Raw genomic sequence first — 23,338 nt, 5'->3', positions numbered from 1 at the left:
TTTTCTATTTCGTTACAATGATTAGTCACGGTTAAACGGGTTATAGACGTTTTCAAACAGCGCACGCAGTTTGCCGATCAGTTCCCAGTTTGGCTGCCGGCCGAGCAGCTTTAAGTTGCGCTGCAGGCTGCTCATGCGGCCCATTCCCATCAGCGTCATGGACGGCTCTTGGTACTGCATGGCGAACATGACTGCCTGATCGGAAAGGCTCTCGCCGTATTCGGCGCAAAGCGCGTGCGCTTTTTCGATCGCCTTTCTGAGCGGCGCGGTCTGTTCATCGTTCCGGAACGCATAGAGCGTCTTGTTGTTCGGCGTAAGCAGGCCGAGACACAGCACCGATGCGCTGATCAGGCCAATCCCGCGGTCTTTGAGCAGCGTCCCGAAATAGCCGTCGAGGCGTGTATCAATCAGGTTGTAGCAGCAGAAATTCAGCACAGTGTTGAGTTTGACCTGAGAAGCCTCGACTGCCTGCTTGAGCAGGTGCAGGCTGTTGTCCGTGATGCCGATAAAGCGGATTTTCCCCTGCTTCTGCAGCTCCGCCATTGCGGGCAGTGTCTCCTCGATCAGCACCTGAAAATCGCAGTTGCAGATTTCATGCACCTGATAAAGATCCACGTAGTCCGTTTTCAGCCGGCGCAGGGATTCCTCGATCTCCCGGATCGTGCGCTTGTAGCTGTAATCATATTCGACTTTGGCGTTTTCGGCCGTGCCGTGGTCGTATTTGCCGCATTTTGTTGCGAGAAACACTTCGTGCCGCCGGCCCTCAAGCGCAATGCCGAGCCGTTCCTCCGCACGTCCTTCCGGACCGTAGGAAGGCGCAACGTCAAAATAATCCATTCCCGCTTCAATGGCCGCCGCAACGGTATTTTTAATATCCGTAAGATCCGTCTTTCCAAAAATATCGCCGAACGGAGAAGCGCCGAAGCCCATGACCGGCGCCATCACGCCGGTATCGCCGAGTGGTCTGTGTTCCAAAATAAAGTCCCCCTTACCCGTCATTCTTTTACCGCGCCTGCTGTCAGACCGCGGATGAAATATTTGGAGCCAATGCTGAAGAGGATAATGATCGGAATCGTTCCCAGCGCAAGGCCCATAATCCGCGCCGCGTGATCCACACGGAACGCGCTTCCGAGCGATTTAATGCCCAGCGGCAGCGTAAAGACCGAAGTCTTGTTGAGCAAAATCAGCGGAACCAGGTAGTTGTTCCAGGAAAGCAGGAAGGACATCATCAATAGCGTAATGATCGCCGGTTTAATATTCGGCAGGACGATCCGGATAAAGATCATAAAATCGCGGCAGCCGTCAATCCGCGCGCTTTCCACAAGCGAAGGCGAAAGCGCGGTTTTTAAATACTGCGACATCCAGTACACGCCGAACGGATAGGCCATATAGGGGATAATCAGCCCCCAGTGGGAGTTCGTCCAGCCGAGCACCCGCATTTCCAGCACAAAGGCGACCAGTCCGCACTGCATCGGAATCATCATCGAGATCAGCACGATCATCGTCAAAAGCTTCTTCAGTTTAAAGTCATACATCGTCAGGGCAAACCCTGTCAAGGCGCTGAGAAAAACTGCGCCGATGCCGACCAGCGCCGCGATATAAAAGCTGTTCCAGTAATAATGCAGGAACCCGCCGCTGATAACGGACTTGAAGTTTTGAACCGCATAGACACTCGGATAAACCGGAATGCTGCTATAAAGATTTTCCGTCTTGTAAGTTGCCATCATGAACATCGAATAAAACGGAAAGATAAACATCAAAGAACATAAAAATAACACAAAGGTCATCAAAAACGATTTCAGTTTTCTCGCTTTCATTTCCTCATCCTCCTTTTGAATTCCATTCTCTGCACGTTACGCCGTTTTTTCCTTCCGATTGCTGATTTTCAGGAAAACCAGCGTCAGAATGGCAATAATCAGGAACAGCAGATACGAAATTGCAGAACCTTTTCCGAAATTGTTCGTTGTGGAGAAGGAGGTATCATACAGGTACCAGACCGCCGTCAAAACAGAACGGTCTACACCGCCTACCGCAACAGATTGCGAGGACCATCCGGAAACCAAAAGCATCGGTTCTTCCAGCATTTGCAGCGAACCGATCGTTCCGGTAATAAAGAGGAAGATCATCGTCTGTTTCAGCTGCGGAATGGTAATTTTAAAGAATTTCTGGAATACATTTGCGCCGTCGATATCGGCCGCCTCGTAGATATCCGGGGAAATATTGGAGAGTCCGGCCATATAGAAAATCGTGTAATAGCCGCCGAACCGCCAAAAAACAATGAGGATAACAATCAGCTTGACCAGAACCGGCGTTCCCAGCCAGTCGATCGCTTCAAAGCTGGGCAGGATCACCGCCAAAATCCGGTTAATCAGACCCACTGATTTGTCGAACAGCAGCGAAAAGATCAGTCCGATTGCTACCGGCGTCGTAATATACGGCAGGAAGTACGCAACCTGCAAAAAGCGTCTGCCTTTTGTCAGCGCGCTATGTAAGCAGACCGCCAGGATCAGGCCGAGGATCATGTTCAGCGGGAAATATCCGCAGTACATGATGACCGTGTTGCCGATTGCCTTCCAGAAGTTCGGGTCGTTGGCAAGCAGCTCTTTGTAGTTCGAAAGTCCGATGAAATGCCGTTCGTTGATGCCGTTCCAATCCGTCAGGCTGATAAAGAACGTATAGATCACCGGAAACAGGTTAAATGCAAAATAAATCAAAAAATACGGGAGTGAAAACACATACGGCCGCCAATTCTCTTTTTTCTTCTTCAAATAAAACACCCACCCAACGCTGTCTTAATAAAAGCTACCGATCATATGAGACCCCTACGGGGCTTTATACAATCGGTAGCTTTGCTCTTACCTATTTTGGAATCTTATTTCACGGTCAGAGAGGAATCGCGGCTGCCGAGTTCAGAGGTAAAGGTCGTTTTGGCCTGATCGCTTGTGAAAGCGGAATCGCTCTGAATGGACTTGACGATCAGCTGTGCAATTTCGTTGACAACAGAGTCATATTCGCCGACCTGACGCATCTGGATGTCATCCTGTGCGATGTCTGTCCAGAGTTTCAGTCCGATATCCTGATCGCCGAACCAGTCGCTGTGGTTCGATGCATACGTTTCGAGGTTGTCGCCTTCATACATCGCTTTGTACGGCGTGTACCAAGAGCAGGTTTCCTGCATGTACTTTGCGCCGGCTTCCGAAAGGCTGAACCACTCAACATAAGCCCAAGCAGCATCTTTGACTTCAGAATCTTTCGCGATAACCCAGTTCGCGCCGCCCCATACGAAGGAACCGCCAGGCGCCGTCATCAGTCCCCAGTTGCCGTTCGGCTCGCTGTAGGACTCGTTCTGCCAACGGACAGACCAGGTTGCCGTCGGATAGAAGATGTATTTGCTTTCGGCATAGGAAGCGTACCAGGCTGTGCCCCAGATTTCCGCATCGCCGAAGACGTTGTTTTCACGCATTTTGAAGAGGATGTCGAGGGTCGGCTGCAGGGCGTTCGTGTAATCCACAGCGCCGTCCGTAACATAAGAAGTGGAGTTCTGGAGGCTGATGATCTGATATGCATCCGATGCGCTCGGGAGCATCCGGACCGCGCCGCCGCTCTTCTCGTTGACTTCTTTGCCCTTCGCGATAAAGGCATCCCAATCCGGAAGGAGCTTTTCGAGCTCGTCAGGATCGCTTGTGCCGAGATACTGCTCTGCCAGGTCGCGCTGATAGCTCAGGCCAGCGATTGCGCAGTTCGAAGGAATGGCAACCCAGTTGCCCGCAGCGTCGGTCGAAAGCGGCTTTAAGAAATCAAAGACAAGATCCGGGTTGAAGCCGAATTCTTCTTCGAGGTTGCAAAGGATACCCATATTCTGGAATTTGCCGCGGTTCTCGCCGTCGGACCACCACAGATCCGGAATCGCCATACCGGAAGCGATCGTTGTCTGCATCTTCTGCAGGATTTCTTCGTTGACGACGTTGAGGTAGTCGACGTTGACGTCCGGATAGGTCTCATGCAGGAGATCCATACAGCCGGTCAGCGCGCCTTCGTCCCAAGCCCACATGGTGAACGTACCGGAGGGCTTTTCGCCGGACTCGGAAGAAGCATCCGAAGCAGCGGCGGACGAATCGGAATCGGAAGCTGCACTATTGGAGGAAGGATCGTTTGCAGCAGCAGACGAACACGCAGCCAGCAGCAGGACCATTGTCAGAGACAAGAGGACGCATAGAAACTTTTTCATAAGATCCACCTTTCAAAACAACACGTTACATTTCTAGCTACTAAACAGATACAGAACCGGCCGAATTCTGTATTTCACACAAAATCGTGTGAAGGAATCATGAATAAATTATATCCATTTTATTTCGGGCAATCAATGTAACAATTCCTCTTTTTTGTTCCCTTTTTCACGATTTTGATACAAAATAGGGATTTCAAGCGTCACCTTCGTGTATTTTCCCATTTCGCTTTCGATCTTCAGTGCGTTCTCAATATTATAAATATACCGAACCCGTTCTTTTATATTGAAGATTCCAACAGAGCAGTTCGGATCCTGCGATGTTGGAGCAGAAGTCAGCACCTCGCGGATCCGCTCCTCCGACATGCCCGCGCCGTTGTCCTCTACACACAGAACCAGCATTCCTTCGCGGTACTGTGCGGAAATCCGGATCACGCCGTCCCGCTCTGTTTCCAATACGCCGTGCACCAGCGCGTTTTCCACCAGAATCTGCACAGACTTTTGCGGCACGAGAACGGTTTCCAGATGTTCTCCAATCTCATACGACACCGAAAACGCGTCCCCAAAGCGGTACCGCTGGATCGTCAGATAATCCCGGACGCTTTGCAGCTCCTTATCGAGCGGAATGAGGGTATCGTTGCTGCTGATGTGGATAGAGCCCTGCAAAATCTGAATCAGCGCGACCGTAATTTCGACAATATCCGCGTCGCCCGATTTGCGCGCCCGGTAAATGATGGTGTTGAGCGTGTTATAGATAAAATGCGGGTTGATCTGGGAAATCAAGAGCTCAAATTCCAGCCGCTTCTTAATTTTTTCATCCTCAATCGAACGCGCAATATACTCGCAGAGATTCGAGACCATCTTGTTGAAGTCGACGCTCATCCGCTCGATTTCATCTCCGGTACAGATGGAGATCCGGGTGTCCAGTTCTCCGCCGGAAACCCGGTGAATCGCATCCGTCAGCTCGCTGATCGGATCGACAAGGTTCTTGATCAGATGGCGCATAAACAGCCTTGCCACGAGGCAAACCGACGTCGTCAGCGCAACGATCACAAAGGCATACAGCCAGAAATTCAGCTTTTCCAGAATGGTAAAGCTGGAAATATACGAAACCATCGTCCAGCCAAACAGGTTGTCCGAATTGACGACAAAATGATTCGACTCATTGCCTTTTTCCGGATCCGCCAAAATCTCCGTCATGCCATCGGGAAGATCGTCGGACGCAAAAACGCGGTTCCCGTCCGCCGTACAGCACAAAAACGCATCGTAGTTTGTACTTTGCTGCGCAAGGATCTGCTGGATATCTGAAAGCTTGATATTCAGAAAAATCTTGCCGATAAATTCCTGCGGATCGTTGCGGCTCCGGAAATCCATCACATAGCTGAAGACCGTCTCGGTCCCTCTGCGGCTGCTTGCCTGAATTTCAAACGGCTCTCCGAACACGCCGGACTGATCCTTGATTTTCTGGTACCAGTCCATCTGCATATAAGCGTCAAAGACATGGTCGTTATAGTACGGCGGCAGCGACCAGTAGGAGTTTCCGTCCTTCGTCACCACGACGATGCTCTGGATGTAGCTTCTTAAATTTTGGTAATCCTTCAGCCGAAGCGCATAATTGTAATTCTCGCTGTAATTGTGCGCCTGCAATTCGCGCATTGCCGGATCCTGCACGGTTGGGTCGCTGATAATATTGCGCGCATAGGCGGAAATGTCGGAGGCAATGGTGTTGAGCTGTTCGGAAATCTGGCTGACGCTTCCGACATCGCGGCCGTAAACCTGATTCTGAATTTCAGAGATAAAGAAAATTCCGAGCACAATTCCGCTGACAATCGCAGAAACGACGACGACCGTCGTGACCTTTTTGATAATCTTCGATTTGATCCCGTTTTTCATGATTTCAGTGGTTCTCCTTATATTCCAGCGGCATCACGCCGACGTTTCGGCTGAAAATTTTGCTGAAATACTGCGAGGTCTTATAGCCCACGCGCTCGGCGACCTCATAGACCTTGTAATTCCCCGTCAGAAGCAGCTCCTTGGCGTGCCGCATCCGGATTTCCGTCAGGTAATTGAGGACCGTCACGCCGGTTTCTTTTTTAAAGCGCTGGGAAAAATGATTGGCAGTCATGCCGACCTGCGCGGCAATTTCCTCTGTGCTGATATCCTGCGGATAATGCTCCTCGAGATAGGCGATCGCGCGGTTGATGGTGTTGGAGCACCCGTATTTTTTGGTTCCCTGTAAGGCAGACAAAAAGCGCTGTTTCAAATCTTCCGGCACATGATCCCGGTCCACCGAATCCGTTTGAACGTCCGGTGCGCCGATGCCGTCGAGAAGCGGCCGGATCACCATTCTGCAGACGGAAGGGCTGTACGGCGTGCGGTTCGCAAGCAGCAAGAGCTCCTGCAAGACGGCCTGCGCCTGTTCCTGGTCCCGTGTTTCCTGGGCTACGGAGAGTCCGGAAAGCAATTCGCTTCCCCGCGCTTTTCGCCGGGCGGTTTCTTCTTCCGAGGCCATCTGGCAGATTTCCTCCGAAAAGAACACGGATTTGTGCAGAAGCAGCCCCTCCGGGCTGCCCAGGAAACGCAAAAACTTGCTCAGCGGCACAAACGTCTCCGCATCGTGCTGGCGGTAATCACGAACCTGATCGACCAAAACGGCGTATCCGGCGTTTGTCTCCGCCTCAAGCGCAGAAATCAACCCGTCCGCAAACCGGTGCAGTTCCTTTCTCTGGACACTCTGGCTCAGGCAATCCGCCGCGGAAAACAATACCACCCAGTGCCGCTGGGAAAGCTCCGCGTTTTCCGCGTAATGCAGCGGTCCCTGATAGGCATTGGCAATCTTCTCGATACGGGCCTCCTGCCAGCATTGTGTCTGAAAAAGTTCCGGACACAGCGGTGAAAAATCCTTCTGCACCACAAACACCGCAATGAGGCTGTCCGCATCCGGCAGCATCTGCGATTCGCGGTTCGGCACCGTTTCGGAAAACGCCGCATTGAAGAAAGACCGGATGCCGTGGCGGCTGACAATCCGGCGCTCTTCGCGCTCCCGCAGGATTTCCTTGCGGAACCGTCCCAGTACCTCTGTTAAATTTTCCTTATTGATTTCATGCTTTAACAGGTAATCCTTTACCCCAAGCTGCATTGCGTCTTTGACATAGGCAAATTCTTTGTACGCGGTCAGCAGCACAAATTTGACCAGCCGGTTCGATCGGTTCTGGATCTCGCGAATCAGGGTAATGCCGTCCATCATCGGCATTCGGATGTCCGTCATCACAATATCCGGACAAACCGTATCGTAAAGTTCCAGTGCCCGCTTACCGTTTCCGGCCGTTGCAACGACCTGGAAGCCGTAATCCTCCCAGGGGATCATCAAACATAGATTTTCTACAGCAGGCGGTTCATCGTCTACAATCATCACTTTTAACAGTTCCACCCGGCATTCCCTCCTGCCTGTAAATTTTGACCCATTTCCTCAAAATCGGACAGTTTTTCATACTAAATTTTAAAATATCAAAAACCTGATCGGATGTCAATGGAAGGTTCTTGCTGTTTTGTACAAAAACTTGCACTTTACGCGTTTTTTTCATTAAACATCCATTTATCTGCCCGTTTCAAATCGCATTGCGCTGTATGGGTTCCGCCGGCACTGGACAGCGCAAATCTGGCCGAACACAGTGTCCGCCGAAAGCCTCGCGGGTCCATTTTCTCTATCCGGCACGCGGCGTTTTTCCAAAATGCGCCATTGCGGCACAGTGCATGTTCCGCACGAAAAACAGCTCTCTCAGCAAATGCCAAGAGAGCTGTCATCATTGAAAATCCGGTTTAGAACGCAAACTCCACCGTAAAGGAGACATGCGCTTCCGCAAGCTGATACTCCGGAAGCAGCTGCGGGCCGCAGCTCATCGAGCCGACGCCGGACTGCTTGTAGTCGACGCAGAGCGTCGTGAAGCGATCCGGAACGAGCTCAAAGTTGTGCCGGGTTGAGAGCAGATTTTCCTGCGTATAGTGCGAAACGTTGAAAGCAAAATCGCCGTCTCCGCGCGCCGCAACCTGCACCGCATTCGCCACATTCAGATATTTGCAGAAGCAGTGGCTGCCGTTTTCCTGCGGACGGATATAGTCCTCGTGCAGATCGTGGACCGTCGTGTGGAACAGGCCGATCCAGCTGCTGCGGTGCTTGTCGAGATAGCTCTCGTTCGGGCCGCTGCCGAAATAGGTCACATCCTCCGCCTGCTCGCACAGATACATCCGCACGCCGAACCGCGGCAGATACATCAGGTGCGTCGGGCGATCCGCCTCAATCGCAAGCGAAATGGTTCCGTCCGGCTTCACGGTCCAGGCGGCGGTTCCGCGCAGCACAACTCTGCGGAAAACCGAAGCAATGGCGAACGCAGACGTGAGCGTCACAGCGCCGTTTTCGCAGACGACTTCGGTGCTGTCGATCCGCGTCTCCACGCGGTCATAGCCGATGTTCTCCCATTTCTGCAAAACCCCGCCGAATCCGGCGTCATTATCGGTCGGCGCACGGTAGATGTTGTAATCCATCGGCTTTTTAAACCGCTCGCGTCCGCCGGTCACGACGCTGGAAAATGCGCCGCGCTTTTTCTCGTATTTATAGGTGAACGGTCCGGCAGCATTGACGCCGCGGAGAATGTAATATTTTTTATATTCGGTGCAGGTGAGTTCTCCGCACGCTGCCTTCGGCGCAAAGAGCGGGAAAATTTCCTGCTTTTCTGCGGGAAGTTTCATCTGGTCGAAGCCGATCGGGAAGCCCGCCGGACGCCAGAATGTTTCCTGTTTTGCCGCGTAGCAAAGACGCAGATAGCATTCTCCGGCCGGCAGATCGATCTGCGGCAACGCAATCTCTGCTGCCGCATGCGCCGGAATCGAGGGCAGCTCCAGAGTGCCGGATGCCCGCACTTCGCCGTTGCAGGTTGCTTCCCAGGTCAGGTCGAGGTAATCTGCAAGATCGACAAAGTCAAGCGTATTCCAGATGCGCACCGTCTTGGCATCCGCAGAAAGCGTCGCACGCGCCGGACGGATGACGTTCTTGTACTCCATCAGGCCGGTGTGCGGCCGGCGGTCCGGATAGTTGAGGCCGTCCATGCAGAAATTGCTCTCTGTCGGGAATTCGCCGGAGTCTCCGCCGTAAAGATAGCGCGGCTTGCCCTCTGCGGTATAGCCGTCAAAGCGCGCATGGTCGCACCACTCCCAGACGAATCCGCCGGTCAGGCGATCGTGCTTGTAGATCAAATTCCAGTAGTCCTCTGCGTCTCCGGGGCCGTTGCCCATGGCGTGGATATATTCGCAGAGCACCATCGGATGATCCTGGGCGGCTGTTTTGAAATACGCGTCCGTGTACGGGTCGCAACGGATGCCGATATCAAATTGATCGGTAAATTCAAACGGCGTATCCTCGTAAATGTAGCGGAGCCACTGCGTCGAGGGATACATCCGGCTCAAAACGTCGAGATTACTGTAATCGGGCTTGCGGTCATAGGCCGCGTACATGCTCTCAAAATGCGTCAGACGGGAAGGATCGTAGGACTTGATCCAGGCAAGCGTGCGCTCCATGTTTTCGCCATAGCCGGACTCGTTGCCGAGCGACCAGAAAATGACGCAGGGGCGGTTCTTATCGCGGATCACCGGCTTTTTCATGCGATCGAATGTCGTGTCGAAAAAGTCGGGGTCATCGTTCCACTTGTCGCAGAAGCGGCAGTAGCCGTCTCCGGAGACCAGATCCAGTTTGCCTTCGGAATAGATCACGCCATGTGTCTCAAAATCTGCTTCCGCCATCATATAAAAGCCCATCTCATCGCAATATTCCGAAACGATCGGGCTGTTGGGATAGTGGCTTGTGCGGATTGCGTTGATGTTGTTCTGCTTCATGAGCGTCAGATCGCGCAGAATGTGCGCGCGGTCGACGGCATAGCCGGTCTGCGGATTCGAATCGTGACGGTTGACGCCCTTGATTTTGATCGGCACACCGTTGATGCGGATGACGCCGTCCTGCGCGGTGATTTCCCGCAGGCCGACGCGCTCCCGGACAAATTCTCCGTCGAGCTCAAAGAGAAGCAGATAGAGGTTCGGCTCTTCTGCGTTCCACAAAATCGGATTTTCTACCGTAAAGGTCAGCTCCGCTTTCGGGCCGTCTACCGTAATCTCCGTCTCGGTAAGATCCTTGCCGCACGGGCAGCGCAGCTTTGCCTTGAGAACGCCGCTCTTTTCCTCTGCGCCGGAGAAGGCCATCTCAACGCGGATTTCAGCGGACCGGTAGCCCTCCGAGAACGACTGCTTGATAAAATAATCCTCGAGACGCAGCGCCGGACGGCGGAACAGATAGACATCCCGGAAAATACCGGTCAGGCGGAATTTATCCTGAATCTCAAAATAGGTTCCGTCGCACCATTTGAGGTTTAAAACGGAAAGGGAATTCATGCCGGGCTTTAAGAATTTGGAAATATCAAACATGGAGAGCGCGTGGGAAACCTGGCTGTAACCGACAAATTTCCCGTTGACCCATACGTAGAAGCAGGAATCGACGCCCTCGAACACGAGCTCCGTCACCGGCAGCGCGTCGTCCGGATCATAGAAAAATTCGGTGCGGTATGCACCGCACGGATTATCCTGCGGAACCTTCGGAATGTCATAGGGAATGATTCCCTGCGCGCCGACATAATGATACTTGTCATAGCCCTGCGGCTGCCAGCAGCCCGGAACGTCGATGCCGCCGAAGTCCGAATCATCGAACGCCGGTGCAAAGAAATCATCCGGGACATCTTCGATACAGGGATACCAGTGAAAATTCCAGCGGCCATTGAGCATCACGACCCGCTTGCTCTCCTCACGCAGGCAGGAAAGCGCGTCGGCTTCCGACGCATGCGGCGTGAAATATGCGCGGTCCGGAATTGCGTTGATATGCAGCGCGTGCAAATCTTCATAATACCGTGGTAAAATCATTTTCAGCATGACCTCCTATAATGACGCCGCATGCTTTGTGCTACACGCGTGTCACGAATTGTGCTTATTATACCATAGACTTCCTCCCGAAATCAAGAAGGAAGTCCTAAAAAAGCAAAATACTGAACATTTTTTTATGATCTTTCTGCAGACACCCGTTTCTGGTTGTTCAGACATGTTCTGCCAGCTGTTTACCGAATCATCCGCGGCAATTCCAAAAGATATCCGCCTGCAAAATCGTACACACCGCCGATATAGCCGCGGCCGCACAGGCGTGCGATATCGCCTTTAAACTCCTGCGTGTAACAGTCGGAAAACAAAATATTGGAAAACACGTCCGCAATCTGAATCAGCGCATTATCTGCGGAATCGAAATACTTGACCGTCACTTCCCCGGTGAGCAGATATTCGTAGTCCAGAGAAAGATTCAGATAATCCTCGAGCGAACGTCTGGACTCCGCGCGCACATTGCGCTCGTCCACCTGGATCATGTAGGAATCGCCCGGCAGCAGCCCGGCCTTTAAAAATTCGCGCATTCCACACATCAGCATATAGTCAAATGCCCGCTGCGTATCCTTATACAGATAGCCGTCCATCCGCCGGTTATCGGTTTTAATATAAAATACGCGAAAATCTTCGCCCTGGCAAAAGAACTCGATGAACTCCCGCTTCAAATCGGAATCGAGATAAGAGCCCTTCAGTTCCGTAAAACCGCCGTCCGCCTCGCGGAACATTTTCCCGTCAACGTCCAGCGCACGCAGCCGACCGGAATGCTCCGCCACGAACCGTTTAAACGCCCGGCGGACCTTTTCTTTATCAAATTCCTGCACCACTGCAATGATAAAATAGGGATGCCGGTCAGAAAACTCCCGTGTCATACTGCCGGATTCATCGATATAGAGGTTTTGCATTCTGTTCCCCCTCTTCTTTCTTCACACAAGCTGTCCCCGCCACAACCAAAGATGTTTTGCCGCATGCGTGTTTGCCGGTCCGTTTTATCAGGCAGCCCTAGCGGCGCCGGGTTTTCGCAATGCAGACGGGCCGAACTTCCAAAGCCTTTCCGGCGCCGGGCAGGCCATCTCGGATTTTTCCATCGGCGCGGTTTCGTTTCTGTACAGATGCATCGCTCTGCCGGGTCATTTTGCACATCAACTTTTCCTAGTTTAACCCATCTGTGCGCATTCGTCAATCCTTCCCGGGCAGGCTGTCTTTCTCCGGAAAAGGCTGGAATCCCACGAAAAGATATGCTATAATAGCCCTCAGATTCCAATACGCGGCCTGTTTTGACCGCAATCTGCTTTTTAAACGCATTTTTTCGTACATCCGGGCACATGCAAAACTTCCTGCATGCCGCAAATCAGGCGCGCCGCAGCGTCCAAAAAACGAGCCGTTTTCAAAACCGTATGGAAAGGATGAACTCGACCCATGTGGGATCTCCCCCTGTTTGGAACCAATGTTTACTACATCTTCTGCAATTTCATTTTGTACAGCTTTGTCGGATGGATTTATGAAAGCACGCTTGTTTCCGTCCGCACCAAAAAATTTGTCAACCGCGGATTTCTCACCGGGCCGGTCATTCCCATTTATGGAAGCGGCGCCACCATTTTGCTGTTAACACTGCGTCCTCTTGCGGGAAATTACCTCGCCGTCTTTTTCGGCGGGTTTGTTATGGCGTCCGTTTTGGAATACGTCACCTCGTGGGTGATGGAAGTTTTCTTCCACGCGCGCTGGTGGGATTACAGCAAACACAAATTCAATTTAAACGGACGGATTTATCTCGGCGCCTCCCTGCTTTGGGGCGCGCTTTCCGTCCTGCTTTTGGCGGTCTTGAAGCCGCTCTCCGATCGGCTTATCGACTGGATCCCCCAGCCGGCAGGGCATATCACCGCGACGGTGATCGCTGTACTGTTCTGCACGGACCTGGTCTCCGCCTGCATTGCAGCCGCACACATCGACCAGAAGCTTGCCGAACTGGAAGCACTCCGCGCCGAGCTTGTCCAGAATCTGGAAAAGACCCGGCTTTATCAGACCGGCGCCGAACTGCACGCCCAGCTTTCTGCCCGCATGAGCGAGTTGCGTCTGCCTGAAATCGGAGAGCGCCTGCGCGCGCGTGTGGAAACTTACCGCACCGAAACACAGGACACCGTCGGCCATGCTGCTTTGAAAGCAGAAATTGAGGCAAAGCTGAAAACCTTCAATGAAACCTACAAGCAGAAGCTCCGCCCCAACTTCCTGCACCGCCGTCTGCTGCGCGCCTATCCCGGATTCCGTCCGACCCGCCGCGGCGCAGCTGCACTCGAAGATTTGCGTCAGCGCCTTTCCCATAAGGCAAAACAGGACTGAGCGCTTTCTGTGCTTTTCACGCAATTGGCCGGTCAATTGGTCGGCGCATACTTTCCGACGCCGAACGGATATTTTTTAGCGGTGGTTTAAAGGCCGGTCGCGTCCGGGTTGCCCCCATTTTAAAATATCCCCTGTACCGAATAGCCTCCGTGCCGATTTTGGAATCATCCTCGCGCTGATTTCGAAATTTTCCCCCCCGATCGTCATCGGTGTCCAGCGGCACCGGCTCTACCGGCTTTTTGCAGAACACGGAACAGCGCGCAAACTCAGTCCGCGCCCGGCAGCACACCGGCTTTTATCGAGACTTCGATCTATCGCCGCTGAACGCCGGTGCTGATGTGCGCGGTGCTGATGAACCTGTTTTTCGCGGAACATCAGCAAGCCTTGCCGATGCATGGAAGTCCGGTGAAGTTCATTCGTCTCAGAAAGAACCCCTGTTTTCTCCGCTTGCCCGGCGAAGAAAACAGGGGGTTTTTGTGTTTCAGCGCCGCAAGCGCCCCGGATCAAAAGATGCCTCGCGCGATGCTTTCGCTCACGAATTGCTTGCCGCTCCATATGCTTCCAGCACCGCGCGCAATTGCGCCTGCATGCCGTTTACAGCTTTTTCCGGCGCGAGCACCTGCGCTTCTCCGCCGAAGCTTGCCATCCAGCCGTAAAACTGCGGACTGAGCTCCACATGCACGCTGATTTCAAACCATTTCGGCTCCTCCGTTCCGGACGGAACCGGAAACACCCGCACATCCTTTCCGAAACGATCCATCACCACGCCGATCAGACGCGCCGCAAATCGCAGCCGTACCAGCACGTCCTCTCCGCCGTACATGGAGAAAACACGTTGCGAATATGCCGCCATATCGATCTTCTGAAAGACCTCCGCGCCCTCCTGTTTTTGCCGCGTCACCGCGATGGACTCCATTTTGTCAACACGGTAATGCTTGAGCTTTTGCGCGGCGCGGTCAAACGCCAGCATGTAATAATTTTCATTATCCCAGGAAAGCGCAAACGGGCTGACCTGGTACCGCAAACCGCCATGGCGGTAACGCTTTTCCTTTTTGACCGTGTATGCAAAATAGCGAAAGGTGATCTGGGTTTTGTTGCTGATGGCCGCATAAATTTTATCTACATTATAATAGATGCTCTCGTTCATCGTCTTGACGCGGCTCGCCGCATACACCTGCCGGTGGAGCTGCTTGGCCTCATGGACACTTGCAAGCGACTCGATTTTCCGGATCAGTTCTGAAGATTTCCGCTGCGTGATAAACCGGGACGCCTGTACGCTGTCCACCAGAAGCTTGAGCTCCGGCAGCTGAAACGGCCGCTCGGCGATGTAATATCCGCCGTTTTTGCCCCTGCGGAACTCGACATCCAGCCCAAATTGGCGCAAAGCCTCTAAGTCCGTATACAGACTCTTGCGTTCCGCGGCGATTCCCAGCTCCTGAAGCGCGCGGATCAGTTCAGGCAGGGCGATGCAGTGCGCATCGTCCGTCTCCTCGAGCAGAATTTTCTGTAAATATAACAGCTTCAATTTCTGGTTGGCGGATTTGGCCACACCGATCACCTCCGCAGAATGGTTCGGTTTCATTATACCGATCCGGCTGCAGTTTCGCAAGCGGTGCAGGATTCGGCCTTCTGGAAATTTGCGGCCTGCGTCTCCGGCGCGCGGTTCTCTCGATTTCCCGCAGCCAATCGAACACCCAAAGGAACAGCGCCGCCGCGCAGACAATCCCGGAAATCAAACGGATCAAGTTGATATTCGCAAGCATCTGGAACCTCCTTCTTCCGGCGTTTGATTTCATGCTGATGAAATCCGATTTGCCGGACTGCTCTTCTCTCTACTTTTATTATATCAAAAGAGGTGTCCAATAAACCGGACTTAAATGGCCCTGATTCCATTTTTTTCGCGATTTTTTGGCCAGCAACAGGTCGCCCGGCTGCCGCTGCAAGAACTTGCGGGTTCCGCTGCATGCCTGCCGAGCTGCGCGTTCCAGCAAAATACCCGTCCGCGCCGTTGTTTTTCCAAAGTAGTCTCCGCGGCAGCGTCCGCTGTCAAGCACGCTGCAAAGCCGGGTGTCTCCGCGCCAGACGCCGGTTTTTCAAGGATGCGGCAAAACGTCAAAATAAAAAAACTCGCACAGTGGTTTTACCTACCGTAACAGCAAAAAAACGCTCCGGGGGTTCAAAACCACCGGAGCGTAAGCATGCTTCTGTTATCCGTAATATCCGTATGCGCACAGGGAAGCAAAACAGGCGTTGATCTCTTCGTCCGTGAAGAGCGCCGCATATTCCGAACGCACGGCACAGGCTTCAAACGAGAGTTTCACCCGGCCGCATTCCGCAAGGCGGCAAAGGGACTCCGATTCTGCACCGGCTTTTGCCAGCTTCCGGATATACGCCACGCCGCCGTACCGTTTGATATCCCGGCACGCCTGCTCTGCGCGGACCCCGCACTGAAGCTCTGCTTCTTTCGCAGCATTTAAAAAACATTCGGTCAATTGTGTTTCCAGCGCCTGCATGGCATCTGCCCCTTTCCCTGCCCGTTTGATACGGGTCTTTTATTTTCAGCCGTCAGCGATCCTCACGGAAATAGTTGACGCCGAGGTTTGCCGGAATATGTGCACCTTTGGATTTCCGAATGGAGCTGATTACCAGCACCAGCGCCGTAATCAGGAACGGCAGCATATCATAAAACGCATTCGGAAAGGCAAACAGGCTCTTCGGCACATAGTATTTGAGCACCCGCAGCGCACCGAAAATAAACGAACCGCCAATGGCGACCGCAGGTTTCCAGCGTGCAAAAATGACGAGCGCCACGGCAATCCAGCCCAGACCGCCGACATTATCGCTGATCCAAACGCCGCCGTTGATAATCATCGAGCAATACGCACCGCCGATGCCGCAAATGCCGCCGCCGATCACAATGCTCAGATATTTGATCCGTGTTACGTGAATGCCCACTGCATCCGCCGCTGCCGGATTTTCACCGATAGACTGGAGATTGAGTCCGCGCCGGGTGCGGAACAAATAGAGATGCATCGCAATCGCAATCGCAATCGCGAGATAAACAAAGGGATTATACGAGAAAAGCAGCTCGCCGACAATCGGCAGGTCGCTCAAAACCGGAATATGCACCGAGCCGATCTGTGCGCCTATGCGCTCCGGCAGCTTGAGTGTTCCGTTCTCCGTCGTGGACAGCGCATACACGCCGACAAAGTTTGCAAGACCGATTCCAAAAATCGTCAGCGTCAGGCCCGTGACGTTCTGGTTGGCCATAAAGGTAACCGTCAGCACCGCGTAAATCAGCGCGCCGAACGCACCGCCGGCAAAAGAGGCCAGCAAGGCCACAAGAAAGCTGTTGCTGTAATATCCGGCCATAAATCCGGCGCAGGCGCCGATGGACATCATGCCCTCCACGCCGAGGTTTAAGTGCCCGACCTTTTCATTGAGGATTTCGCCGACCGTTCCGAACAGGAGCGGTGTCCCTGCGACAATTGCAGCGACCAGAAATTTCAAAACCATTTCCATTACCGCGCACCCTCCTTTTTCTCCCGGACAAAGCGATACCGGATAAAGAATTCGCAGCCGATTACCAAAAACAGAATAATTCCCTGCAGCACATCAGCGCAGTCGGTTGACAATCCGAAGGAGGACTGAATGACACTGCTGCCCTTTTCAAGGACGCTAAAGAGGAACGACACCACCACAATCATCACCGGATTGAGCTGTGCGAGCCAGGCAATGATAATCGCCGTAAATCCGACGCCGCCCGCCACCGAGGTCGTCAGCGTAATATCGGCGCCGGTTGCCTGCAGCATGCCGCAGATTCCGGCGACCGCGCCGCTCAAAAACATGGTGCGGATGACAATTTTGCGGACGTTCATGCCGGCATAGCGTGCCGTATCCTGGCTTTCGCCGACAACCGAAATTTCATATCCCTGTTTGGTGCGGCGCAGATAGACGGCGACCAACGCCGTCAGCACCAGCGCAATAATCCACCCGAAATGCACGCCGAACACCTTATCGAGCGCCGCATTGCCGTCAAAACGCGCAATTTTGGCATAGCCCTGGGATCCGGGATCCTTCCAAGGGCCATCGCGCAAGTAAGAGACAATATGCAGCGCGATGTAGTTGAGCATCAGCGTCAGGAGCGTCTCGTTTGTATTGAAACGGGTCTTGAGCACTGCGGGAATCAATCCCCACAAGCCGCCGCCGATCATTCCCGCGAGAAGCATCACAAGGATCAGCACCCAGTGGTTCCAATCGGAGTGAAAGAGCGCAAAGTAGGTTGCAAAGGTTGCGCCCATGATAATCTGGCCTTCTGCGCCGATATTCCAAAATTTCATTTTAAAGGCCAGCGTCACCGCGAGCGAGGAAATCAGGAGCGGAACCATCACCTTGATCGTTGCCTGAATTGCCATCGCGCTGCGGAAAGAGCCGGATACGATCGTACCGTAAATCTCAAACGGGTTATATCCGAGCGCCAGAATGAACAGCCCGCCGATAAACAGCGACAGCAGAAATGCCCCTAGCCGCAGCAGCGCAGAAGTCCGGCGCGGAAGCTCCGCACGCTTGACAATATGGAGCAGCGGCTGCCGGGATGCCTGTTTTGTCGAATTCATGCCGTTGCCTCCTCTCCGGTTCCGCCGGTCATCATCAGGCCGATTTGTTCTTTTGTGACTGCTTTGGCGTCCACAATTCCGGTGATTTTTCCGTGACAGAGCACCATGATCCGGTCGGCAAGCTCCAGCAGCACGTCGAGATCCTCGCCGATATACATCACCGCGACGCCGCGTTTTTTCTGTTCGTTGAGCAGATCGTACACGAGGTACGAGGAATTGATATCGAGTCCGCGCACCGGATACGCGGTAATCAGCAGATTCGGATTGGATTCAATCTCGCATCCGAGCAGCACCTTCTGCACGTTGCCGCCGGACATCAGCCGAACCGGCATATTGAGTCCGCCGGTGACGATCCCGAGTTTTTCCACCAACCGTTCTGCAAGGGCCTTAGCCGGCTTTTTGTCGACAAACGGACCGGGGCCGGCCGTGTAGGTCTTGAGCAGCATGTTATCCACCATATCCATCGAGGCAACCAGCCCCATGCCCAGACGGTCTTCCGGCACAAAGCTCATGCTGATGCCGTATTTGATAATGTCCAGCGGCGATTTTCCGAGGATATTTTCTTTTTTATAAAGAATTGCGCCCTTTTTTGCCGGCATCAGCCCTGCAATGGTCTCGCAAAGCTCTTTTTGACCGCTTCCCGCAACACCTGCGACGCCGAGAATTTCACCGGTCCGAATTTCAAAGGAAATATCGTCAATCGCGCAGGAGCCGTCCGGCTTATCCACCGTCAGGTTCACGACATTGAGAATGGTCTGCGGATTTTCCGGTTCCGGCCGGTGAATTTCGAGATTCACTGCATGGCCGACAATAAATTCCGTCAGGATTTTCTGGTTGGTTTCCGCCGTCACCGCCGTTCCGACGCTTTTTCCCTTGCGCAAAACCGTTACACGGTCGCTGATCGCCAAAACTTCGCCGAGCTTGTGCGTGATGATGATGATTGCGCAGCCCTTTTCCCGCATACGCCGCAGCATCGCGAAGAGCAGCTCTGTCTCCTGCGGCGTCAAAACCGCTGTCGGCTCGTCGAGAATCAGAATTTTGGAGCCCGAATAGAGCACCTTCAGGATCTCGACCGTCTGCTTTTCGCTGACCGCCATATCACAAACGCGCTTGTCCAGGTCAATCGAGAGCCCGACATCCTCCATGATGGCGGCAATCGCCTCGCGCTGTTTCTGCGCGCTGCGCTTTTCCCGGGAACCCAGGATGATATTTTCCCGCGCGGTAAAAATATCGACCAGCTTAAAATGCTGGTGAATCATTCCGATTCCGAGCGCACGGGCGTCGGATGGCGACGCGATCTGCACCTCTTGTCCGCCAATCCGGATGCTTCCGCTGTCCGGATGATAGATGCCGGAAAGCATGTTCATCAGCGTTGTTTTGCCGGATCCGTTCTCGCCGAGCAAGGCCAGAATTTCTCCGTAGCGGACAGAAAGATCGATGCCGTCGTTCGCAACCACAGAGCCAAACGTCTTTGTGATTCCGCTGCATTCAATTGCATAGGGGGCCTGTGTCCTATCTGACATACCCGATTGATGCCTCCTTTGGAGATTTTGTGGAAACGCCGAACAGATTTCTGCATGCAAGTGCCTTTTGCGCCGACTTTTCCGGCCGCAAAAAACATCCGCCGCAGAAACGCCGTCCCGGTACGGCGAAAAAGCGGAAATTCGGCACACGTTTTAAAAAAGCGTTTTAAAATATGCCGGCCGATTCTTCGCCCTGCCGGAAAAGCAGGAAAAAACCGTATAAAACGGGCCATGGCCCGGAAGGGAATTTCCTGTTCTGGACGGGCTTTTGCCCGCCCGGAAATTCTCACCGGGCCGAATCAGGCAGAATGCTGCTTTATTTCACCACAACGTTCTTGAAGTACCAGTTGATATCGGTGTAATACTCGCTGGTCGCCGTTGTGCCTTCGTTGGTCTCGATCTCGCCGTCAAAGACATCCCACTCGCCGGAAACGATCTTCTGGCGGGCTTCTTCGATCTTTTCCGCAGTGCCGTCCGCGCAGAAATCTGCCAGCGGTGCGATATCGACAAAGCCTTCTGCAAGGCCGCCGTAATAGTTTTCACCGGTCCAGGTGCCGTTGATGACATTCTCAACCGCCCAGGTGTAATATGCGGACCAGTTCCAAATTACAGAGGTCAGAACCGCCTTCGGCGCATCCTTGCTCATGTCGGAGTTGTAGCCGACACCGAAAACGCCTGCTTCTTCCGCAACGAGCTGCGGGTTCGGCGTATCGCAGTGCTGTCCGATGACATCGCAGCCGAGGTCGACAAGCGCCTGCGCTGCCTGGCCTTCGCCTTCCGGATCGAACCAGCTGTTGGTGACCTTTACATAAACTTCTGCATCCGGGTTGACGGAATACACGCCCATTGCAAACGCGTCGCAGCCGCTTGTAACTTCGCCGTTTTCGCTGCCCCAAGCCGCAACATAGCCGATTTTATTGGTTTTGGTCTTCAGACCGGCCGCAATACCGGAAAGGTAACGCGCCTGATAAATCCGGCCGAAATAGTTGTTGAAGTTTTTGCCGTTGGACTTATAACCGGTACCGTGGGAGAAAATCACATTCGGATATTCTTCTGCAAGCGCTTCGCAGGTGTCCATATAGCCCCAGCTTGTCGCAAAAATGATGTTGCAGCCTTCCTCAATGCACTCCAGGATGGCGCTCTCGATTGCGGTAGCGTCGCTGTCGTTGACATTGTTTTTGCGGATGATCTGCTCATCAGAAAGGCCGAGCGCCTTCTGCATGCCGACGATTCCCTGATCGTGCGTATACGTATAGCCGGATCCTTCTGCCGGATCGGAAATATGGATGACGCCGACCTTAATATCCTCTTTGGCAACCGGCGGGAACAGGCCCTCCGTGCTGCTGCTTTCCCCGTCGCTGCTTTCCGCTTCGCTGCTGCTCTGTGCATCGCTGCTCTGTGCCTCAGAAGCATCGCTGCTGCCGGAAGCTGCGTTGTCAGAGCTGCATCCTGCCGCAAATGCGAGCACGAGAAGCACTGACAGAAGCATTGCAAGAATCTTCTTCATGTGTTTGTTTCCTCCAAATCCTTTTATTTTATTGGAAGCCCCATCGGGGCTTGTCAGCAGTCATCCTCCACAAAGGAAACGCCGTTTTCGACAGAAAGCGCCTTTACACGGGCCAAAGACTCCACGCGGATGCCCTGCGACCGGATCAGATCGCCGCCCTCCTGGAACGCTTTTTCGACAACGATGCCGATTCCTTCGACCTTTGCGCCGGCCTGCTCGATGATTTGCAGCAGTCCGTTGAGCGCATTGCCCTTTGCAAGAAAATCGTCGATAATCAAGATCCGATCCTGCGGACCGAGAAACGCCTTGGAAACCGTCACATCATAGACCTCTTTGTGCGTATAGGACTCGACCTTCGCTGTGTAGACATCCCCGAAGATATTGAGCGTCCGGTGCTTTTTGGCGAATACAACCGGACAATCAAAAAACTGCGCTGTAATACATGCAATCCCGATTCCGGAAGACTCAATGGTCAGGATTTTGTTTACATCGCAGTTTGCAAAACGCCGTTTGAATTCGCGGCCGATTTCATTAAAAAGCGCAATATCCATCTGATGGTTCAGAAAGCTGTCGACCTTCAGGATATTGCCTTCGCCGATTTTGCCATCTCTGATAATTCGTTCTTTCAAAAGCTGCATGGCAGTTCCCTCCGGTTTTAAAAATAAAAGAGCCCTCGTTCTTTAATAGCCCAAACACCTCAAACAGGAAAGCGCCAAAAAGAAAAAGGATAGGACAATGTTACCGCAGAACCGACATTTTTTCAAGCCTATTTCCGCAAGTTTTTTTCCGAAACTGCATTTTTGTCGGCGTCACATAAAATTCATAATTTTTTCACATCTGCTTTTGTCCCAGTTACCCATTTGTTTCGCCGCATTGGGTTCGAGATTCTCTGTAAAATCGAAGGCGCCGCCAATCTTTGCAGTACGCCGGAAATTTTGGAAAGCGGCAGCCGGTCTTTTCTGCCCTTCACGCAGACGGTCAGATTCTGCGGCCGGAAGAGTTCTTCTGCAAATGCGGCCACATCTTCTGCACGAACCGCCCGGTAGGTCTCCTTTCGCTGTGCAAGCGAGCCATATCCGGCGCCAAGCACGCCGCGCTCATAGTCGAGCGTAAAGCTGAGGTCCTCCGGATCGTCCAGAAGCATATCCATGGTTTCCGTATACTGCCCCTGTGCGGATAAAAAGCCCTCGGGATCCGGCTGTTTGGCGGCGGAGAGCACCTCTACCGTCTTTTCCAAAACTGCCGGCAGCGACGCCGGACGCACGGAAAAAGAAAGCGAAAGCACGCCGATGTTGCGGTACGCTTCGATCAGCGCGTCATAACCGTAAAGCAGACCGGTTTCTTCGGAGAGCACCTCATAAAAGCGCGAGCTTTCTCCGGAAAACAGCAGCGCATAGAGCAGATCCCGCTGCGCATGCGAATACCGGCGCGCGTCAAAATCAAAGGAAAGGCAGACTTCGCAGTACCCGGCGCTTTTGCAGTACACAGCCGGTTTTCGGTGAAAGAACTGCTGCGGCACCGGCGCGAGATTTCGGCGCACACCGGACCCCGGCCGTACCGGAAAACGCGCCGCATAGGCAGAAAGCGCCGCGAGATGCTCCTCCGAAACGGCTCCGGTCACCGAAAAGAACGGCATGCCTTCGCGCAGAATCGTCTCGGCAATTTTCTGCATCCGCCGCACGCCAAGCCGGTCAACCGCGGCACAGCTGCCGGTAATCAGCCTTTGCAGCGGCGTGCCGGCCCAGATCTTCTGTGCCGCAAAATGGTCAAGGCTGCTGCGCTCGTCCGCTTCTGCAATTTCCGCTTTGACCCGTTTGCGCTCCAGCTGCAAATCCTGGGACGACAGCGAAAGCGGCGATAAGATCTGTGTGAAAATTTCGGCCGCCTCACAAAAATGCGCCGGAATACCGGAAATCGAAAAGCGAATCATCTCCCGGTAGGTACAGGCACTGAACGTCAGCCCCAGCCGGTCAAGCGTCCGGTAGAGCGTGCCGTTCATCCGGCGGTTGATGTTGCGGAACACCAGATGCTCAAAGAAATGCGACGATCCTTCCTCGCCCTCCGTTTCATAAAGCGGACCGGCAAGAAGCGTCAGGCTGAGCACAAACCGGTGGAGTCCGGGATTCCGATCGCAAAAGACAGGAATTTTCCTTTGGGATCCGCTCAT

The 23,338-nt window shown here is 53.4% G+C and carries 19 protein-coding genes; 1 reads left to right on the top strand and 18 read right to left on the bottom strand.

Translation table 11 applies throughout. The features are described from left to right. Nucleotides 1-21: 21 nt before the first annotated feature. The 9 genes from IAG03_RS03390 to IAG03_RS14205 form a co-directional block, all read right to left on the bottom strand. Nucleotides 22-975 carry an aldo/keto reductase gene (locus tag IAG03_RS03390; protein ID WP_249318369.1) on the bottom strand — a complete coding sequence of 318 codons (954 nt, stop codon included), beginning with the start codon at nucleotides 973-975 and terminating at the stop codon, nucleotides 22-24. Nucleotides 976-995: 20 nt separating this feature from the next. Beyond that, on the bottom strand, nucleotides 996-1,817 hold the full coding sequence (locus tag IAG03_RS03385; RefSeq protein WP_249318368.1) for a carbohydrate ABC transporter permease: 822 nt from the start codon (nucleotides 1,815-1,817) through the stop codon (nucleotides 996-998). A gap of 36 nt (nucleotides 1,818-1,853) precedes the next feature. Continuing rightward, nucleotides 1,854-2,768, bottom strand: a complete 915-nt coding sequence (locus tag IAG03_RS03380; protein ID WP_249318367.1) for a carbohydrate ABC transporter permease — start codon at nucleotides 2,766-2,768, stop codon at nucleotides 1,854-1,856. A 104-nt stretch (nucleotides 2,769-2,872) separates the two neighbouring features. Continuing rightward, on the bottom strand, nucleotides 2,873-4,228 hold the full coding sequence (locus IAG03_RS03375; protein ID WP_249318363.1) for an extracellular solute-binding protein: 1,356 nt from the start codon (nucleotides 4,226-4,228) through the stop codon (nucleotides 2,873-2,875). A 132-nt stretch (nucleotides 4,229-4,360) separates the two neighbouring features. Then, nucleotides 4,361-6,118, bottom strand: a complete 1,758-nt coding sequence (locus IAG03_RS03370; protein ID WP_249318361.1) for a sensor histidine kinase — start codon at nucleotides 6,116-6,118, stop codon at nucleotides 4,361-4,363. A 4-nt stretch (nucleotides 6,119-6,122) separates the two neighbouring features. Further along, nucleotides 6,123-7,655, bottom strand: a complete 1,533-nt coding sequence (locus IAG03_RS03365) for a response regulator (protein ID WP_249318360.1) — start codon at nucleotides 7,653-7,655, stop codon at nucleotides 6,123-6,125. A 389-nt stretch (nucleotides 7,656-8,044) separates the two neighbouring features. Then, entirely contained in the window at nucleotides 8,045-11,182 is a 3,138-nt protein-coding gene (locus IAG03_RS03360) for a glycoside hydrolase family 2 TIM barrel-domain containing protein (protein WP_249318359.1), read from the bottom strand. 191 nt (nucleotides 11,183-11,373) lie between these two features. After that, a complete protein-coding gene (locus IAG03_RS03355) occupies nucleotides 11,374-12,093 on the bottom strand; it encodes a DUF3800 domain-containing protein (protein WP_249318357.1) in 720 nt (239 codons plus the stop codon). A 390-nt stretch (nucleotides 12,094-12,483) separates the two neighbouring features. Next, nucleotides 12,484-12,609, bottom strand: coding sequence for a hypothetical protein (locus IAG03_RS14205; protein ID WP_283242966.1), 126 nt, complete (start codon nucleotides 12,607-12,609; stop codon nucleotides 12,484-12,486). On the opposite strand from IAG03_RS14205, the gene IAG03_RS03350 reads away from it, so the two are divergent. Next, nucleotides 12,608-13,525 carry a putative ABC transporter permease gene (locus IAG03_RS03350; protein WP_249318355.1) on the top strand — a complete coding sequence of 306 codons (918 nt, stop codon included), beginning with the start codon at nucleotides 12,608-12,610 and terminating at the stop codon, nucleotides 13,523-13,525. The genes IAG03_RS14205 and IAG03_RS03350 overlap by 2 nt on opposite strands. A gap of 532 nt (nucleotides 13,526-14,057) precedes the next feature. On the opposite strand, the gene IAG03_RS03345 is transcribed toward IAG03_RS03350, so the two are convergent. From IAG03_RS03345 to IAG03_RS03305, 9 genes are all read right to left on the bottom strand, one after another. Beyond that, a complete protein-coding gene (locus IAG03_RS03345; protein WP_249318354.1) occupies nucleotides 14,058-15,107 on the bottom strand; it encodes a helix-turn-helix transcriptional regulator in 1,050 nt (349 codons plus the stop codon). Further along, nucleotides 15,107-15,490 carry a hypothetical protein gene (locus tag IAG03_RS03340; RefSeq protein WP_249318352.1) on the bottom strand — a complete coding sequence of 128 codons (384 nt, stop codon included), beginning with the start codon at nucleotides 15,488-15,490 and terminating at the stop codon, nucleotides 15,107-15,109. Before IAG03_RS03340 ends, IAG03_RS03345 begins: the two co-directional genes overlap by 1 nt. Before the next feature lie 242 nt (nucleotides 15,491-15,732). Next, a complete protein-coding gene (locus IAG03_RS03335) occupies nucleotides 15,733-16,038 on the bottom strand; it encodes a hypothetical protein (RefSeq protein ID WP_249318350.1) in 306 nt (101 codons plus the stop codon). Between the two features lie 52 nt (nucleotides 16,039-16,090). Beyond that, the gene (locus IAG03_RS03330; RefSeq protein ID WP_249318348.1) at nucleotides 16,091-17,047 is read right to left on the bottom strand and encodes an ABC transporter permease; all 957 of its coding nucleotides are present in this window, start codon (nucleotides 17,045-17,047) and stop codon (nucleotides 16,091-16,093) included. Further along, nucleotides 17,047-18,141: an ABC transporter permease gene (locus IAG03_RS03325; RefSeq protein WP_249318346.1), complete on the bottom strand. Its 1,095-nt coding sequence runs from the start codon at nucleotides 18,139-18,141 to the stop codon at nucleotides 17,047-17,049. Before IAG03_RS03325 ends, IAG03_RS03330 begins: the two co-directional genes overlap by 1 nt. Beyond that, nucleotides 18,138-19,664: an ABC transporter ATP-binding protein gene (locus IAG03_RS03320; RefSeq protein WP_249318344.1), complete on the bottom strand. Its 1,527-nt coding sequence runs from the start codon at nucleotides 19,662-19,664 to the stop codon at nucleotides 18,138-18,140. The genes IAG03_RS03325 and IAG03_RS03320 overlap by 4 nt, the downstream gene beginning before the upstream one ends. A gap of 316 nt (nucleotides 19,665-19,980) precedes the next feature. Beyond that, the gene (locus tag IAG03_RS03315) at nucleotides 19,981-21,171 is read right to left on the bottom strand and encodes a BMP family ABC transporter substrate-binding protein (protein WP_249318343.1); all 1,191 of its coding nucleotides are present in this window, start codon (nucleotides 21,169-21,171) and stop codon (nucleotides 19,981-19,983) included. A gap of 53 nt (nucleotides 21,172-21,224) precedes the next feature. Continuing rightward, a complete protein-coding gene (locus IAG03_RS03310; protein WP_249318339.1) occupies nucleotides 21,225-21,809 on the bottom strand; it encodes a xanthine phosphoribosyltransferase in 585 nt (194 codons plus the stop codon). Nucleotides 21,810-21,991: 182 nt separating this feature from the next. Continuing rightward, on the bottom strand, nucleotides 21,992-23,338 hold the full coding sequence (locus tag IAG03_RS03305; RefSeq protein WP_249318338.1) for a M16 family metallopeptidase: 1,347 nt from the start codon (nucleotides 23,336-23,338) through the stop codon (nucleotides 21,992-21,994).

The sequence above is a fragment of the Yeguia hominis genome (assembly GCF_014384705.1).
In the GTDB taxonomy this organism is placed as follows: Bacteria; Bacillota; Clostridia; order Oscillospirales; family Acutalibacteraceae; genus Yeguia; species Yeguia hominis.
The sequence above is the reverse complement of the archived record's forward strand: the minus strand, read 5'-3'. Positions and strand labels throughout refer to the sequence as shown.

Bases quoted from the DNA above. Each gene is read 5' to 3' on its own strand.
- IAG03_RS03385 (WP_249318368.1), bottom strand. From the start codon at position 1,817: ATGAAAGCGAGAAAACTGAAATCGTTTTTGATGACCTTTGTGTTATTT.
- IAG03_RS03375 (WP_249318363.1), bottom strand. From the start codon at position 4,228: ATGAAAAAGTTTCTATGCGTCCTCTTGTCTCTGACAATGGTCCTGCTG.
- IAG03_RS03370 (WP_249318361.1), bottom strand. From the start codon at position 6,118: ATGAAAAACGGGATCAAATCGAAGATTATCAAAAAGGTCACGACGGTC.
- IAG03_RS03360 (WP_249318359.1), bottom strand. From the start codon at position 11,182: ATGATTTTACCACGGTATTATGAAGATTTGCACGCGCTGCATATCAAC.
- IAG03_RS03355 (WP_249318357.1), bottom strand. From the start codon at position 12,093: ATGCAAAACCTCTATATCGATGAATCCGGCAGTATGACACGGGAGTTT.
- IAG03_RS03350 (WP_249318355.1), top strand. From the start codon at position 12,608: ATGTGGGATCTCCCCCTGTTTGGAACCAATGTTTACTACATCTTCTGC.
- IAG03_RS14205 (WP_283242966.1), bottom strand. From the start codon at position 12,609: ATGGGTCGAGTTCATCCTTTCCATACGGTTTTGAAAACGGCTCGTTTT.
- IAG03_RS03345 (WP_249318354.1), bottom strand. From the start codon at position 15,107: ATGAAACCGAACCATTCTGCGGAGGTGATCGGTGTGGCCAAATCCGCC.
- IAG03_RS03340 (WP_249318352.1), bottom strand. From the start codon at position 15,490: ATGCAGCGGAACCCGCAAGTTCTTGCAGCGGCAGCCGGGCGACCTGTT.
- IAG03_RS03335 (WP_249318350.1), bottom strand. From the start codon at position 16,038: ATGCAGGCGCTGGAAACACAATTGACCGAATGTTTTTTAAATGCTGCG.
- IAG03_RS03330 (WP_249318348.1), bottom strand. From the start codon at position 17,047: ATGGAAATGGTTTTGAAATTTCTGGTCGCTGCAATTGTCGCAGGGACA.
- IAG03_RS03325 (WP_249318346.1), bottom strand. From the start codon at position 18,141: ATGAATTCGACAAAACAGGCATCCCGGCAGCCGCTGCTCCATATTGTC.
- IAG03_RS03320 (WP_249318344.1), bottom strand. From the start codon at position 19,664: ATGTCAGATAGGACACAGGCCCCCTATGCAATTGAATGCAGCGGAATC.
- IAG03_RS03315 (WP_249318343.1), bottom strand. From the start codon at position 21,171: ATGAAGAAGATTCTTGCAATGCTTCTGTCAGTGCTTCTCGTGCTCGCA.
- IAG03_RS03310 (WP_249318339.1), bottom strand. From the start codon at position 21,809: ATGCAGCTTTTGAAAGAACGAATTATCAGAGATGGCAAAATCGGCGAA.
- IAG03_RS03305 (WP_249318338.1), bottom strand. From the start codon at position 23,338: ATGAGCGGATCCCAAAGGAAAATTCCTGTCTTTTGCGATCGGAATCCC.